At 48.1% G+C, this 14,931-nt stretch carries 13 protein-coding genes; 3 read left to right on the forward strand and 10 right to left on the reverse strand.

Annotation, left to right across the window (positions count from 1 at the left end):
• Positions 1-93: 93 nt before the first annotated feature.
• The 3 genes from speA to G493_RS0111145 form a co-directional block, all read right to left on the reverse strand.
• Positions 94-1,995, reverse strand: a complete 1,902-nt coding sequence (speA, locus tag G493_RS0111135) for a biosynthetic arginine decarboxylase (RefSeq protein ID WP_035274232.1) — start codon at positions 1,993-1,995, stop codon at positions 94-96.
• Between the two features lie 226 nt (positions 1,996-2,221).
• Positions 2,222-3,337 (reverse strand): DUF2786 domain-containing protein, encoded by a 1,116-nt coding sequence (locus G493_RS0111140; protein WP_028580449.1) that lies wholly within the window; start codon positions 3,335-3,337, stop codon positions 2,222-2,224.
• Positions 3,322-4,596, reverse strand: coding sequence for a M48 family metallopeptidase (locus G493_RS0111145; RefSeq protein ID WP_028580450.1), 1,275 nt, complete (start codon positions 4,594-4,596; stop codon positions 3,322-3,324). The genes G493_RS0111140 and G493_RS0111145 overlap by 16 nt, the downstream gene beginning before the upstream one ends.
• Positions 4,597-5,084: 488 nt before the next feature.
• Between G493_RS0111145 and G493_RS0111150 the strand changes: the two genes are divergently transcribed.
• The gene (locus G493_RS0111150; RefSeq protein ID WP_028580451.1) at positions 5,085-5,786 is read left to right on the forward strand and encodes a hypothetical protein; all 702 of its coding nucleotides are present in this window, start codon (positions 5,085-5,087) and stop codon (positions 5,784-5,786) included.
• A 132-nt stretch (positions 5,787-5,918) separates the two neighbouring features.
• Positions 5,919-6,284 (forward strand): DUF2628 domain-containing protein, encoded by a 366-nt coding sequence (locus G493_RS0111155; RefSeq protein ID WP_028580452.1) that lies wholly within the window; start codon positions 5,919-5,921, stop codon positions 6,282-6,284.
• Positions 6,285-6,306: 22 nt separating this feature from the next.
• Here G493_RS0111155 and G493_RS32115 read toward each other — a convergent pair whose 3' ends face one another.
• The 7 genes from G493_RS32115 to G493_RS28895 all read right to left on the reverse strand — a co-directional run bounded on the left by G493_RS32115 (position 6,307) and on the right by G493_RS28895 (position 13,247).
• A complete protein-coding gene (locus tag G493_RS32115; RefSeq protein WP_051309239.1) occupies positions 6,307-6,975 on the reverse strand; it encodes a YkgJ family cysteine cluster protein in 669 nt (222 codons plus the stop codon).
• Positions 6,975-7,424 carry an MOSC domain-containing protein gene (locus G493_RS0111165; RefSeq protein ID WP_028580453.1) on the reverse strand — a complete coding sequence of 150 codons (450 nt, stop codon included), beginning with the start codon at positions 7,422-7,424 and terminating at the stop codon, positions 6,975-6,977. The genes G493_RS32115 and G493_RS0111165 overlap by 1 nt, the downstream gene beginning before the upstream one ends.
• Before the next feature lie 4 nt (positions 7,425-7,428).
• Positions 7,429-8,358 (reverse strand): cysteine synthase A, encoded by a 930-nt coding sequence (cysK, locus tag G493_RS0111170; RefSeq protein ID WP_028580454.1) that lies wholly within the window; start codon positions 8,356-8,358, stop codon positions 7,429-7,431.
• On the reverse strand, positions 8,355-9,320 hold the full coding sequence (locus G493_RS0111175; protein WP_028580455.1) for a serine O-acetyltransferase: 966 nt from the start codon (positions 9,318-9,320) through the stop codon (positions 8,355-8,357). The genes cysK and G493_RS0111175 overlap by 4 nt, the downstream gene beginning before the upstream one ends.
• 196 nt (positions 9,321-9,516) lie before the next feature.
• A complete protein-coding gene (gene metW, locus G493_RS0111180; RefSeq protein WP_028580456.1) occupies positions 9,517-10,146 on the reverse strand; it encodes a methionine biosynthesis protein MetW in 630 nt (209 codons plus the stop codon).
• A complete protein-coding gene (gene metX, locus G493_RS0111185; protein ID WP_028580457.1) occupies positions 10,133-11,269 on the reverse strand; it encodes a homoserine O-acetyltransferase MetX in 1,137 nt (378 codons plus the stop codon). The genes metW and metX overlap by 14 nt, the downstream gene beginning before the upstream one ends.
• Before the next feature lie 331 nt (positions 11,270-11,600).
• Positions 11,601-13,247 carry an FG-GAP repeat domain-containing protein gene (locus G493_RS28895; protein WP_051309240.1) on the reverse strand — a complete coding sequence of 549 codons (1,647 nt, stop codon included), beginning with the start codon at positions 13,245-13,247 and terminating at the stop codon, positions 11,601-11,603.
• Between the two features lie 510 nt (positions 13,248-13,757).
• On the opposite strand from G493_RS28895, the gene G493_RS0111200 reads away from it, so the two are divergent.
• Positions 13,758-14,690, forward strand: coding sequence for a cohesin domain-containing protein (locus G493_RS0111200; RefSeq protein WP_028580458.1), 933 nt, complete (start codon positions 13,758-13,760; stop codon positions 14,688-14,690).
• Positions 14,691-14,931 lie beyond the last annotated feature (241 nt).

Below are 14,931 nucleotides of genomic sequence, written 5' to 3' on the forward strand. Positions count from 1 at the left end.
CAATGACAAAATATTGCTATGTTGTGCCGTTGTTTTTTTGTGTCTATGTTGTTGCCAGCACATATCCATTGAGAATTGCCGGCCAGACACCAACTAACGCTCAAAGTAGGTATACCCCCGCAGACCGGCCTCATACATCTGAACGATTTCCCGTCGCTCCTGGGCTGTAATCTTTCCGCTCTGGACTGCCTGCTCAGCAGTGTTACGGAATTTGATAAACAGTCGTTTAGGATCATATTCAACATAGGATAATACGTCGGCAACGGTATCCCCTTCCTGCTCACTGACAAATTCATATTCGCCGTTGTCAAGGATACGGATAGTAACCACGTTGGTATCACCCAGCAGATTATGCAGATCCCCAAGGGTTTCCTGATAAGCACCCACCAGAAAAACGCCCAGGTTATATTCCTCATAGGGTTTCAGTTCATGCAGGGGCAGATAACGTTTCACCCCCCGTTTATCGATGAACTGATCTATTTTACCATCGCAATCACACGTAATATCAGCAAGTATGGCTTTTCGATTCGGTTCTTCATCGAGCCTGTGTATGGGCATGATGGGAAAAAGCTGACCAATGGCCCATGAATCCGGCAGAGACTGAAAAACGCTGAAATTACAGTAATAAAAATCAGAGAGTATTTGATCCAGATCTGCCAGGTCTGCACTGAGATGCTTCACATCCTTTGCCAGTCTGGAAATTTCGTTGAGGGTTTTCCAGAAAATCTGCTCAGCTACAGAGCGCTCACGCAGAGAGATCTGCCCATGCTGAAACAACCTGCGGGTCTCGTCTCTATAAAAGATGATATCATTGAATACTTCCTGGATATTTCTGATAGTCAGGCTTTGCAACGCCTGCATCATATACTCCAGCTGTGGTGGCCCATCCTCAGGAAGTTTGGCAGGTAACGGCTCCGGCTGAAATCGTGTAACATCCAGGACATTAAACAGCAACAGCGAATAGTACGCCACCAGTGCCCGACCAGACTCTGTAATAATGGTTGGATGATTCACCTCTTCTTCATCCAGAGAAGTCATCACAGCTTCAACAATATCTGTACAATATTCATTCAGGGAATAGTTACGGCTCGATAAAAAGTTGGAATGGGAACCATCATAATCCACTGCCAGACCGCCTCCAAGATCCAGATAGGCAACATCAGCACCTTCCTTGGCCAGGCCGGCATACACTTTACAGGCTTCGTTGACCGCAGAGCGGATTTCACGGATATTTGAAATCTGTGACCCCAGATGGTAATGCACCATTTTCAGACAATGGAGCATCCCTGCTTCCTTCAGGAGATCAACGGCCTGGATAACCTGCCTGGTATTGAGCCCAAAAATGGACCGTTCCCCTCCGGATTCAGCCCAATGTCCGCCAGCCTGGGCTGTCAGTTTAAGGCGTATACCAAGAATGGGTTTTGCATTTAAGTGCTTCGCACGTTCGATAATCAGGGGCAGTTCATCTGGCATTTCAACCACCAGAATGCAGTTAAAGCCTATTTTGGTGGCATTGAGCCCAAGATCAATAAATTCTTCGTCCTTGTATCCGTTACAGATAAGAACGGCATTCTTATCACGGAGCATACCCATGGCCGCAATCAGCTCAGCTTTACTGCCAGCCTCAAGTCCGTGGTGATAACGTGAACCGAAGTGGGTGATTTTCTCCACAACCTGCTGTTGCTGGTTCACCTTAATGGGATAAGCTCCCATAAAAGCTCCACGGTATCCCAGTTCCTGCATGGATGCCTGGAACGTTTCGTTCAGGCTTTTAATCTGGGAATCCAGGATATTTTCAATGCGCAGCAACACAGGCATGTCAAGGCCACGCTCCCTTATGCCCGTAGTGATCTGATGAATGCTGACAGCGCGGTCTATTGCACCGGGCTCCGGCATAACCATCATGTCGCCATTTTCAGCCACACCAAAATACCCACCACTCCATTCAGAAACACCATACAACTCTGAAGATTTGTTGCTGTTCCAGCGTTCCATTGTCTGATAATTCACAGGCTCACCTTCTCCCCTGTTCTCTCTGCATCCTGTACGTAACAATTACAGTACAAACATTCGGGAATGATCACATTTCCGTGCACATATTGTACACAGTCATCCTATCACCCTGCCAAGAAAAAAAGCCAGCACTATACAAGACTCTGATCCTGGCTGAAAGTTTTTTTTTGCGCTTCACAGCAAGAGCATCATTTTTTCAGGCCATCGTTCAGGTAAGCATCCGAATATCGTTTGCTGTTACCGGTTTATTGAAATCCAGGGCTCTTCCCTGTTGCTGAGCCTGATTATATGCTGCTGCATGCAAATTGATACGTCTGCTTTTCTGCAGCTTCAATTTTGGATGACGCACCTGCACATATTCATCCACTCGCTGCTCCAGGCGTACGAGGGCTGTTATTGCCTGCTGCTCCTGCTCCTTGGTGGCAAAAGTCTCTTCCCGGGCCTGTTGTTCCAATTTTTCGGCAAATCCGGACAACAGCCCGAGTTCAAAGCTTTTCCTTCCAGTTATCCCGGTACCGGCAAATCTCTTTTTATTTGCCAGCCAAAGGGTATCCAGGCGTTCCTGCAGAAAATGATAGCAATGTTCGGCAATGGCCACCTGTTCTTCTGTCCCATAGATTTCTATGGTCCGGTATTCCCTGTCTGCCAGCGGATCGTACTCCAGCCCGATAATCACCCGAACAGAAAAATATTTGTTCAGCAAACCGCACATGCCTTTGGTAGCTGAGGAAAGACGTTGTTTCCCCGTTGACAGTACCACTGCCGTTATCCCGGCCTGTTCATCAAACTGATCAAGTTCAATGCTGTGCCGCTGCATCAATTCACCGGCCTTGGCCAGGGCAGCGGCAGCTTCATGCTCGTTACTGGACCCGCCCAGCTGAAGAAGCTTACGGACTTTTTCAAGTATACGCGAATGCCTTGAGGTATGTTCTTCTGTCGTCAGCAGATGTAATGCCTGTTCCGTATCAGCCTGGGCTCTCTGAAACGGCGGATCCACGCCCAACAATTCGCAGGCTTTCTTAAATCCAGGACCATGGCCTTTTTCCGCATACTTGTGAAAAGCCCCCATCTCGCTGCAGCATTGATGGGCTATTTCATGCTTGAACACCTGCATGGTAATCTGCCAGGAGTGATTCTGGATGAGAAAAGAGCTGAGGGTCAGTATACGATGTTGCTCATCCCAGGACCCCAATACAGTCGTGGAGCGTGAGAGTTGAAAAATCGGTCTTGCCAAGGGGAGATCATACAGAAACTGTATGTCTTCCCATTCTTTTTGCAGCTGTCTGAGCCAATTCTGTTCAAATACGTTCAAATTTTGTGGCATGAATCTCTGGTATCCTTGCTTGTCTGTGCATATTGCCGCAGAGCCTTAATACGCTCCATTACAGGGGGATGACTGTAATTGAGGAACACATTGAGGGGATGCGGTGTCAGGTTTGAGAGGTTGCTTACACTAAGTTTCTTCAGGCCTGCAATCAGCGATTCACTTTGTGAAGTTGTGTCTACCACATACGCATCAGCCTCATATTCGTTTTTTCTCGATACCTTGTTAAAAAATACAGAAAGGATCGTGGAAATCGGAGAATACAGAAATCCAAAAAACAACAGGCTCGCATATACAGACACATGTTCCATTTGAAAAGCAGCAAATAAAGCTGAATTCATAAGGAAAAGAGATAAGATATAAAACATGAGACCTGTCTGCAACACAGAAGCGCACAGCATCTTAAGAATATGTTTTTTCTTGAAATGCCCCATTTCATGCGCAAGTATGGCCACCAATTCCTCTGTCTCCATTTTCTCTATCAGGGTATCGAAAAAGACGATTCGTCGGAAACGGCCAAAACCTGTAAAAAATGCATTAGCCCTGGTGGAGCGTTTGGAACCATCCATGGTATATATTCCCTGGATGGTGAAATGCTGCTGCTTTGCATATTCGGTGATGGCATCCTTGAGTTCACCATCCTCCAACGGCTCAAATTTATTAAACAGAGGCATAATCACCACTGGAGCGAGGAACTGTACAACCAGAATAAAACAGACCACTGCCCCCCAACAGTATACCCAGGCATATGGACCGGTGCGTTCAAAAAACCAGAGTATAAAACCCAACAACGGAGCTCCTAAAATACTAGCAAGCAGAAGGGTTTTCAACAAATCCAGAATCAAGGTCTTTACTGTGGTGGTGTTAAAACCGAAACGCTCCTCAATCACAAAGGTGGAATAGATGGAAAACGGCAACCCGATCACCATGGTCATAAGTAAAAGAGATCCGATGAACAGCAGGCCGGTAACGACAGGACCAAACCCAGGTGAACGGACTAAAAGGTCCAGCAGGTTAAATCCCCCGAACAGAATAAACCCCAGGGTCAAAGCAGTGAGTACGCTGTTCTGGAGCAGCCCAAAGCGTGTTGTCACTCTGGTGTATTTCTGGGATTTCGCATATTGTTCCTCATCATATACCCCTGCAAATTCCCGAGGAAGTCTGGGGTCAAGAGCACGCAGGTTAAGGAGGGACACCATGCATTCCAAAAGATAATGGCCAAGCAAGACCACCAAAACAAATACAAGATATGGATTCATAAGGTATTCCTTTTATTTTTCTAAGGGTCGCGGATAATAATAAATATCCAAAAATTGCGTAGGATATCGGTTTGGTAACGTCGTCGCCTCAATGGTCCCATACTGGCCGTATTGAGCCTTTGACGCGACGACGTTACCGGGTTGAGAGACAAGCAAGACTGGATACTTTATTCTTTTGCGTGACCCTAAAATAATTCCGAAAATTTCAGCTACGACACCGAACTGAATCTGTAGAAATGTACTGCTTACTTCCCATAAAAAATAAAACAGAATACAGGATTATCCCGATTACGTCCAGAACCCCTTGGTATGTTCCATCAGGGCAACCTCAACATATTCATATATGATTGTATTTATACACGTTCTCAGTGGTTTCATCCCGATCAGATAGCAGTTTGAACCTGTGGCTGCCCCGTTCAATCCCATTTGACAGAAAAGCCAACCGTGTCTATACATTGTACAAGCATATTTTGAGGAGATTACACTTTATGGAAACCGAACATCCTAAAAAAGGATTCTCAGGCCTCCAGGTTCTGGGTATTATTCTGCTGGTTTTTACGCTTACTCTTGCTGGCAGTGTCCTTTTTGCCAGAACCTATCTTTTCCCGCAACCATTTAAACCAGTGGTTCTCTCAGAGAAGGAACAGACTGTTCTGAGCAGCAAACTGCAGTCTCTGGCTGATATAAAAGCAGCAAATTCCAAAACTGTGAAAGGGTCCGGATACGACCTTGCCGAACCTCCCAAAATGCATGACAACGGAGCACTCGTACCACAACCCTACACTGAGAACCCGGCGCATCGTACAGTGACGTTTACGGAAAGGGAACTCAATGGCATGCTGGCCAAAAACACAGACCTTGCCGACAAAGTGGCCATTGACCTTGACAACGACATGCTCAGCGTTAACATGTTGATTCCACTTGACCCGGATTTCCCCATACTGGGGGGCAAAGTGCTGCGCATCAATGCAGGAACAGAATTAGCCTATCGGCAAAACAGACCAGTGGTCATCCTCCGGGGCGTATCTCTCATGGGGGTTCCCTTACCCAAAGCATGGCTAGGTGGGCTGAAAAACGTTGATCTCATAGAAGAGTTTGGAACAGAAGATGGTTTTTGGCAGGCTTTTGCCGAAGGCATCGCATCACTCCAGGTAAGCGAAGGCACCCTGGAAGTCATTTTAAATGAATAACAACTGGCTGGAAACCCCTTGCTTGTGATCAGGCAATTCGCAAATTGTGCACCACCATGGCTATCACATCACAGCATGCAGTACTCTTTCACCGGTGACAGAAAAAGTATAATCATATAGATATAGAGGTTCATGAAACAGTTTAAAATTTATCAACACCCGGATGGAACACTGCAAGCTGTCAAACAGGGATGGTCCTGGCCTGCCTTTTTTTTCAGTTGTTTCTGGGCGCTGGCCAAAAAAATGTGGCTGACCGGAGCAACCCTCTTCATTCTTTCTTTAATACTCGGCACCTACATAGCGGAAGCTGGTATGGGAAAAACAGGAGACGACATTATCAACGTCATTTCCCTGGCCATCTCCATCATTTTTGGTCTGAAAGGAAACGACTGGTGGGAATCCCTGCTCCTATCCCACGGCTATGAAGAAAAAGAAACCATCACTGCCCGCACACCGCAGGCAGCACTGGCTACCTTTTATAAAGAGCACAACCTCTAATTGCAAAGGTGTATGGAGCAACTCATGTCGTTTTGCCGCAGGTCAGTTTCATCCTGTCGTTCTCCTGGCATGCAACAATCCCCAGCGGGGAAAGCAACTGAAAAATCGGTCTGCCTAAATAGAACATCTCCAGTCCCACAGTGAATTGAAACCTGTTCTGCAGCACGCTGCGATACCTGATATCGAGATTCACCAGCTCTTCAAGTTCCTGCAGCAGCTGGTACTGCTGCGCAGAATCATCCAGACGCTCTTGAATCTCCTGAAAAAAGGGACAGGCACACTGTTTTTCATGCTCTCTGATATAGGGCAGAATTGGCTCGTCAGCTGCAATCAGATCAAAACGGGACACCAGGTCCTTACCGGTTATGGCGAGCAACGGTTCCGGCTCAGCGCATTCCAAAAGCCTGCAGGCCAGGGGCCTGTGCCGGTACCTGCTGCACGTTGATTGTTCCTGATCATAATACAGGCAACGCCATTGTCCCTGGCTGCCGCGCACCTTTAAAAATTCCCGCTCCACCGGCTGGGGAATCTTTTCCAGAGGCTGAAGGGCCAACTCCCCTTTACGTACTGTCACCAGGTCATTGCGAACGATGTGCCCATTCCTGACAAGCTCCAGATCCTGGGTGTGCAATGCAGGGCCACCCTGCAGGCAGCATTCCCCGCAACGTTTACAACCGCTCGCACCAACCATCAGGAATCCTCTTGCCCGGAAGAGATAACCTCAATGGTATCTCTCTGATGCAACGTTCCCGGCTTGATCACTTTAGTAAAAATACCTTCCCTTGGCATAATGCAGTCGCCAACCTGTTTGAAGATTTCACACCCCTGATGACATTTCTTTCCAATCTGTGTCACCTCCAGGACCACCTCACCGCTACCCAATAGTGTGCCCACAGGCAGTGTATGGAGCTCAAGTCCTCTGGTTGTTATGTTTTCAGCAAACGCTCCAGGGTCGAGGGACAACCCCTGACTTCGCATGAAATCAATGGATTCTTCGGCCAGCAGACTTACCTGCCTGTGCCATTTCCCAGCATGTGCATCCCCTGTAATACCATGATCAACCTTGAGTTCGATGCTCTTCACAGGTTGTTTCTGTGTACCTTTTGCCTCACTGACATTTAAAGAAACAATAGTTGCCATTTTTCTATTTCTCTACCAGATCTGTAGTTAAATACCGTTCACCGGTATCCGGGAACATAACGACCAGCATTTTATCCCTGTTTTCTTCCTGAGAAGCAACCTGTAAGGCTGCCGACAATGCAGCTCCGCAGGAAATACCACACAGTATGCCTTCCTTTCGAGCCACTTCCCTGGCCTGGAAAATAGCGGCATCGTTTTCAACCTGAATGATCTTATCCAGAACTCTGCGATCCAGAGTTTCAGGCACAAATCCAGCCCCTATGCCCTGTATCTTATGGGGGCCGGGGGTACCTCCTGAAAGTACTGGTGAGGCAGCAGGTTCAACTGCAATCACCCGAATATCCGGATTTTGTTCCTTTAAATATCCACCGGCACCAGTTATGGTTCCACCGGTACCTACGCCTGCCACAAAAATATCTACCTTTCCCCCGGTCTGCTTCCAGATTTCAGGCCCTGTGGTTTTTCTGTGCATGGCTGGGTTCGCGGCATTGGCAAATTGGTTTGGCATCCAGGAATCATCAATTTGTTCCCGTAGCTCCCTGGCTTTTGCCAGCGCCCCATTCATTCCCTGTGCTGCGGGAGTTAACACCAGCTCCGCCCCCAGATGCTTCAGAAGCATCCGTCTCTCAAGGCTCATGCTTTCCGGCATGGTCAGGACCAGCCGATATCCTCGACGCGCACAGATAAAAGCCAGCCCGATACCGGTGTTGCCACTGGTCGGTTCTATGATAGTTGTTCCTGAACCAATCAATCCCTGTTGTTCCGCATCTTCAATCATAGCCAGGGCAACGCGATCCTTCACACTGCCAAGGGGGTTGGCTGACTCCACCTTTGCGTAAATGGTTGCGGCAAGCCCCTGGCCGATTCGATCAAGCCGTACCAGGGGGGTATTCCCCACAGCTTCACTGATGGCATGAAAAACATTCTCGGTCATTTCTTCTGCTCCGGTCCAAAATATTTCAGTTGCGGCGGATCCAGTGCCACCTTGGTATCCGGCCCCACGGACTTGGTCAACCACACGTTACCTCCGATAACCGAACGTGCACCAACTACCGTATCACCGCCCAGGATGGTGGCATTGGAATAAATTATTACATCATCTTCTATGGTAGGATGACGTTTCACATTACGCAGCTTCTTACCTGCATCCTTGGGCAGCGAGAGAGCTCCCAGAGTCACGCCCTGATAAATACGGACCCGACTGCCGATCTTACAGGTTGCTCCAATAACCACACCGGCGCCATGATCTATAAAAAAGGAGCCACCAATTGACGCTCCGGGATTTATATCTATGGCTGTACGATGAAAAGCGTATTCGCTCATGATACGAGGAATTATTGGAACCTCCATGGTGTTCAGCACATGGGCGACACGATAAATCATGGTGGCAAACAGGCCGGGATAACTGAAAATAACTTCATCGCGGTGTGCTGCTGCCGGGTCACCTGTCAAGGTTGCCTCAATGTCTGATTCGAGCAAATTTCGAATTTCAGGTAAACAGCTGATCAGTTCCGATGCCAGTTCAAAACTTCGTTCTCCACACTTTGTACACACCTGGTTATGCCGAAAACAGTCGTGACGGATGGCTGAACCGATCTGGTCGGCCAGGTTTTCCTGCAACAGGCTGAGCTCCTGCCCCAAATAATAGTGCAAATTGTTGGGACGCAAAACCATGGAGGTAAAATATCCGGGAAAGAGAATGCGCTGCATCTGCTCAACCAGCTCTATCACCTCACTCTTCGAAGGTATTGCAACAGGCTCGATATGACTTGCCCATCGTCCGCTTTTAAATCCTTCCGCCAGTGCCTCCACCACCTCGGGAACCGGATCAGTACCAGTACTGTCCGTTACCGCTTCACTGTTGCAGGTTCCTGGCAGGATATCTTGTTCTCCCATAATATACTACGTCCTTAAAGTTAGGCGAATGACCAACTACCCACAGGGGAGAAAGACAATCTTAAAAATTCCCCGTATTGGCACCGCGTTACAGGGTGCCTGAAATTTTCGCTAGACCTCTGGTGCAGCGCATCCAAAAATACGGGAGCCAGTATGGTCGCGGAAAGATCAAGTGCACTGTGAGCAGTTTCGCGAATTACACTTGTTCCAACATCATAATTCCATAGGTTGCCCTGATATTTTTCAGGTACCGTACGGTGTTTCCTTTTACATCCCGCTGATGGGTATTGATAGCGACTTCCCTGACGATGCGGACCTTGATCATACGAAGAAAACGCTTAAAGTCACGGATCGACATCACCCGGATATTAGGCGTGTTATACCATTCGTAAGGCAGCTGATCGGTGACCGGAGCAATGCCCTGAAACAGAATCTGCATACGGCATGACCAATGTGCAAAGTTGGGAAAGCTGACTATGACCCGCTTTCCTATACGCAGGAGATCTGTCAGCAAATTTTTTGGATCAGTTACCTGCTGCAGAGTCTGACTGAGAATAACAAGGTCAAAGCAGTCCTTGGGGTAATCCCGTACTTCTTCGAGAAAATCTCCCTGAAGAACAGTGAGCCCTCTTTCAATGCAGCAGGCTACTTTTTCTTCACTCAACTCAATCCCGGTTCCTTTGACCTGTTTCTGTTCCCGCAGATGCGAAAGCAAATCACCTTTTCCACACCCGAGATCCAGAACGCGGGTATGCGGATCCACCCACGAGGCTATCACCTGCAGGTCAAAACGCATTGCCGGGCTTTTCAAATCAGCATTGCTCATGGTATACCCGCTCCAGAAAACCGCTTATCACGCTTTGTAAACGCCCATTGGGAATTAAAAAGGCATCGTGCCCCCATTGCGCTTCAATTTCACAAAAGCTGACATCGCTTCCGTTTTTTTTCAATGCTGACACCAGATTTTTGGCCTGGTACGTGGGATACAGCCAGTCCGAGGTAAAAGAGATAACAAGAAACGATACATCAGCGAGTTGTTCATTGACGAGCAGGGATCCTTCACTCCCCTGCAGATCAAAATAATCAGCAGCTTTGGTTATATACAACAAAGAGTTGGCATCAAACCTGTCTACGAATTTTTTTCCCTGATAGCGAAGATAACTTTCCACTTCAAAATCGCCGTCAAAGGCAAAAGAAAAGGCTGAGCGATGCAGACGTCGACCGAACTTCTCCCGCATGGCATCATCTGAGAGATAGGTCACATGACCTATCATACGTGCGACTGCAAGACCATGAGCGGGCCCCTGCCCTTCATAGTAGTTCCCTCCATTCCAATCAGGGTCAGCCATGATGGCCTGACGTGCGACCTCGTTAAAAGCAATGGCCTGGGCTGAATGACGTGCCGTTGTCGCCAGGGGAATGGCTGCACCTATCATTTGAGGATAGTCGGCACACCAACGAAGAACCTGCATCCCTCCCACGGAGCCACCTATAACGCACAGCAACTTTGTAATACCCAGATGATTGATCAAATGCTTCTGGGCTGCAACCATGTCTTTAATGGTCACCATGGGAAAGCTCAATCCATAGGGTTTTCCCGTTGCCGGATTTGTTGAGGAAGGCCCGGTTGAACCAGCACAACTCCCCAGGATATTGGAACAGACTACAAAAAATTTCTCTGTATCAATGGGTTTGCCTGGGCCGACCATGAAATCCCACCATCCCGGTCGTTCATCTTCTTCACTGTAATATCCAGCCACATGGGAATCCCCTGAAAAGGCATGCAGGATAAGTATTGCATTGGATCGGGCTTTGTTGAGTTCCCCTATGGTTTCATAGGCCAGGGTTATGGGGCCTAGCTGTGCACCACAATCCAACTGCAACAGATCCGGGGATTGGGCAAAGGTGAAATATTCTCGGTTAACAAGAAGCTTGTTGGATGAAGACATTGTACTGCCAAAAAATAAAAACACCCGTAGCAGACGATACGAATTCGTTATCCAAACCGACTGCAAGGCGGAGAAAGCTGTTGATTACCATATGTAGCAGTTCACCGGGGTATAAAAAACCAGGTATAATCCGATGACTGAAACCGTTTATCCGGTACTCCACGTCCGGCTCAGTAAATCTCCAGGCCACAGTCGGCTACACGATAAGGTCTGGTCGGACGAAAAGAAGTACTGATGACGGTTACCCGTTTCCATCAATATGATGAGAATAAGCATGGAGTGTCCACTCTGCCAGATAAAAGTCGCTTTTTCTTGTCCTGCAGAAACAGGGCTAAAACAGAAGCAATAACGGGACTGCCGGATTCAGCCTGCTCCATGCTGGAATACGATGATCAGGTGACATCAATTCCGGGCCACGGTTCCTGCCACTTTTCCACAAAATCCTCGCACCTGCTGATCCAGGCAGATCATAGGCTACAAAACCACCACGCATGGTGTTGATCACCAGCTCATAATCAGCATCGCCATCAATATCTGCGATGGTTGGAGCAGCAAGCGCTCCATTAATATGCACACTGGCAGACTTGGGTCCGGGCAGGTTCTGGGAGAACAGTTCCTGTCCATTACAGTCGACAACATGTAATTTGCCCAGTCGCAACCCGCTGCTGGTGTTCTGCGGCCAGGACGTAAAAATGACCTCACTGCACCCATCGTTGTCCAGATCCGCGACCACAGGTTCCGAGGCAAACCGGTAGAAGCCTTCCGCTGCTTTGTATACTGAAAAAGGCCAGCTGCCGTGCTCCGTCTTGTCCAGCCAGAAAGCGTGAACCCTGCCGTCATATCCTGAAAAAAGTATCTCTGCCACCCCGTTATTATCAATATCTGCCACAACAGGATTGGGCTGACAATTCTCAATGACACTGTAACTCTCGCTTAACGGTGCGCCGGTATTGACAGGTGCCTGCGACCAATTCCATTGCCCACTGTTAAATCGACTTCTATCAGCATTAAAAATAAACAGCGAGGTGTATTTTCCAGGAGGATGCCCAACCGCACAGTTGTACATATTGCCTGTCACCACCACTTCTTTCGTACCGTTATTATCCACATCGGCTATCACAGACGGACCATGGGCAAAATTAGAACGATAGCTTTCTGAACGAACACCGTTGCATTGTCCCCAGCCCCTCAGTTCTACAGCCAGGTTTTCCCAGACACCAACCTGTCCCCAATACTTGTTACCATATACACTATTGGCACGCACAGGTGTCCCGGCAGCATGAAATGCCGTGATATAGTGAACATCAGAAGGCACCACAACTTCTGCATTGCCGCTGCCGTCAAGATCTGCAACCCAGGCATTATCATTAAAGACCCCATAGGCATACCCGGTATCCCCTGAGACCTGTGGCCAACCTGAACGTAAGGCGCCGTTATGTTCAAAAACCCAGGTATTAATCTTGCTCGAAACAGCGCCGGTAACAATTATTTCACCTGTGCCGTCCCGGTCCAGATCACTGACAAATAAACCACGCAGCTCGCTGTTTGTGGGGCGCTTTGGCCATCCGCTTTCAAAATATCCATTCTGGTTATAAACACTCACATAACCGCCGCCATGGGCAGTAATTATTTCCAATGCATTGTCGTTGTCAACATCCACTACCCATATACCCGGCCAGGTCCGGTGGGAATGGCCAGCAGGGCTCGTTCTGTCTTTTCCTGCATCAACCCTCCAACGCACGGATCCGTTGCGCCCGTCAAGCACCACCACTGAATACGCGGATGCAATCACTTCAGGTATTCCATCCTTATCCAGATCAGCAACTGCTGGTGATGAATACCATCCTGTTTCGCACCAGGATGAATAACATCCCCCTTCTTTCCATTTCAGTTGAGGCGCACGTACCTGTGCCCAGGTGGTTGCACTTACCATGAGTAAAAAGGCCAGTGTCATCACCAGCAACCTGGTCCATTGCATATCGATCTCCTATCACAATCAACATATACGCAAGGAATGGAATATCTCCCATCCCCAACTCTCTGTAATCTTTCACCGGCACTCCACGGAGTCTTCCTGTGGTCGACCACCTCTTCGCACGACTGGATTGCCATGCCAGATTGGCTATAGCCTGCCAGCCAATTCGTGTACATATGAAGCACTGATAACCGTTTCCAATCATGGCACCGACATTTTCACGCCTTGGTGACCGGTTACGTGAACGATTACAACGAGTTCTTGCTCTACGTTGATTATCGAAAAGTAATCAACATACATATGATGTTACGCAGACTGTGTCTGTCCAACTACCCGGCACAACTAGCAGTACTACAATTACACCTATAAGAAATTCTGAAAAAATTCTAGACGAACACCCTAAAAATCAATATCATAAAAAGCAAATCCTGTCCAAAAAGGCATTATCTCTTCCCAACGAGTCAGGCATGCGCACAGCACATGCGTCACTTCCATTATGCCCCCGGAGGCAGTATGCATAAAGCAAAATATTCAGGCGTCTTCATATTTGCATTACTCATGCTGAACGCCTCTTTCTGTTTGGCTCTGCAGTTGGAAGTTTCCAAAGTCAAATCATTTCCAGGTCGTGAAGTCACGGTGAACATTACGGTAAGTGACTATAATCAGGAAAATATAGCTGGAACCGTTTTCACTCTGACCTACAATTCCACCTTTCTCACATTGCGAAATATCAGTTCCAATCATTTCGGCAACTTTCTCAATCAATGGAGCCTTGTCGATCCAGCACCTGATCCGCTTCCCGATACCAGCGTCACCGTAGGAGGCATAACATATACAAGGCCACTGGCCCACGCCGTTGGCACTTCCCAGGTTATGGTTGCAGCAGCGAGAATTAAAGGCGGACAACCAGCAGTCCTTATGACGTTTACCTTCATGATAAACGACGTTGCTGGTATTTCAGACAATGTAATCCCCCTTTCCATTCAGCCAAGCGTTGTCTCCGACACCAGCGCCGGGTACAAAGCTTCAGGAGAACAGGTCCCCATTCTGTACGGCATGGTGGAAGGAGAAACTGATCCTGCCCTTGCCTATCCGGCCTATTCTCCGGCAACTGTCTCCGGCTACATAGATGCCACAGAGACTTTTCAGGACGATGATGAAGATGGCATGGATGACAGTTGGGAGATACGATACTTTGCAGACACAGAAACAGCGGATGCATTGACAGATTTTGACGGAGACCACTATACAGATCTCCAGGAGTTTCTCAATTCTGTGGCCAATTTGACAGATCCGAACGGAGCTGACTTTGTTCCAAATGTTGCGAATGCAGCAGGAGGCGTCGGGTATAACAATCCCAACACCTCCAAAGCATTCTGGAACCTCATGCTGCCTGTACTGATTCACCAGCATGAAAAAAAACAGCCGCAGAAAAACTCCCCCTGATCCTTCAAGGGAGTGAACTGCGGCGTTCTCTTCGCGCCTCGCCTCTACGAAAAATATTCTCCTGAAAAATCCTGATCAAGCCCCCTTAGGGAGCACGGAAAATAATAAATATCCAAAAATTGCGTGGGATATCGGTTTGGTAACGCCGTCGCGTCAATGGCTCAATACGGCCAGCATGGAACCATTGACGCGACGACGTTAGCGAGTTGAGAGACAAGCAAGATTGGATAATTTATTTTTC

Origin of the sequence: Desulfogranum japonicum DSM 18378 (assembly GCF_000429945.1) — a bacterium.
Classification (GTDB): domain Bacteria; phylum Desulfobacterota; class Desulfobulbia; order Desulfobulbales; family Desulfobulbaceae; genus Desulfogranum; species Desulfogranum japonicum.

Excerpts from the sequence above, each read along its gene's own strand:
- G493_RS0111140 (WP_028580449.1), bottom strand. The coding sequence starts at position 3,337 with ATGCCACAAAATTTGAACGTATTTGAACAGAATTGGCTCAGACAGCTG.
- speA (WP_035274232.1), bottom strand. The coding sequence starts at position 1,995 with ATGGAACGCTGGAACAGCAACAAATCTTCAGAGTTGTATGGTGTTTCT.
- G493_RS0111150 (WP_028580451.1), top strand. The coding sequence starts at position 5,085 with ATGGAAACCGAACATCCTAAAAAAGGATTCTCAGGCCTCCAGGTTCTG.
- G493_RS28895 (WP_051309240.1), bottom strand. The coding sequence starts at position 13,247 with ATGCAATGGACCAGGTTGCTGGTGATGACACTGGCCTTTTTACTCATG.
- G493_RS0111200 (WP_028580458.1), top strand. The coding sequence starts at position 13,758 with ATGCATAAAGCAAAATATTCAGGCGTCTTCATATTTGCATTACTCATG.
- G493_RS0111145 (WP_028580450.1), bottom strand. The coding sequence starts at position 4,596 with ATGAATCCATATCTTGTATTTGTTTTGGTGGTCTTGCTTGGCCATTAT.
- G493_RS0111165 (WP_028580453.1), bottom strand. The coding sequence starts at position 7,424 with ATGGCAACTATTGTTTCTTTAAATGTCAGTGAGGCAAAAGGTACACAG.
- metX (WP_028580457.1), bottom strand. The coding sequence starts at position 11,269 with ATGTCTTCATCCAACAAGCTTCTTGTTAACCGAGAATATTTCACCTTT.
- G493_RS0111175 (WP_028580455.1), bottom strand. The coding sequence starts at position 9,320 with ATGGGAGAACAAGATATCCTGCCAGGAACCTGCAACAGTGAAGCGGTA.
- G493_RS32115 (WP_051309239.1), bottom strand. The coding sequence starts at position 6,975 with ATGGTTGGTGCGAGCGGTTGTAAACGTTGCGGGGAATGCTGCCTGCAG.
- cysK (WP_028580454.1), bottom strand. The coding sequence starts at position 8,358 with ATGACCGAGAATGTTTTTCATGCCATCAGTGAAGCTGTGGGGAATACC.
- metW (WP_028580456.1), bottom strand. The coding sequence starts at position 10,146 with ATGAGCAATGCTGATTTGAAAAGCCCGGCAATGCGTTTTGACCTGCAG.
- G493_RS0111155 (WP_028580452.1), top strand. The coding sequence starts at position 5,919 with ATGAAACAGTTTAAAATTTATCAACACCCGGATGGAACACTGCAAGCT.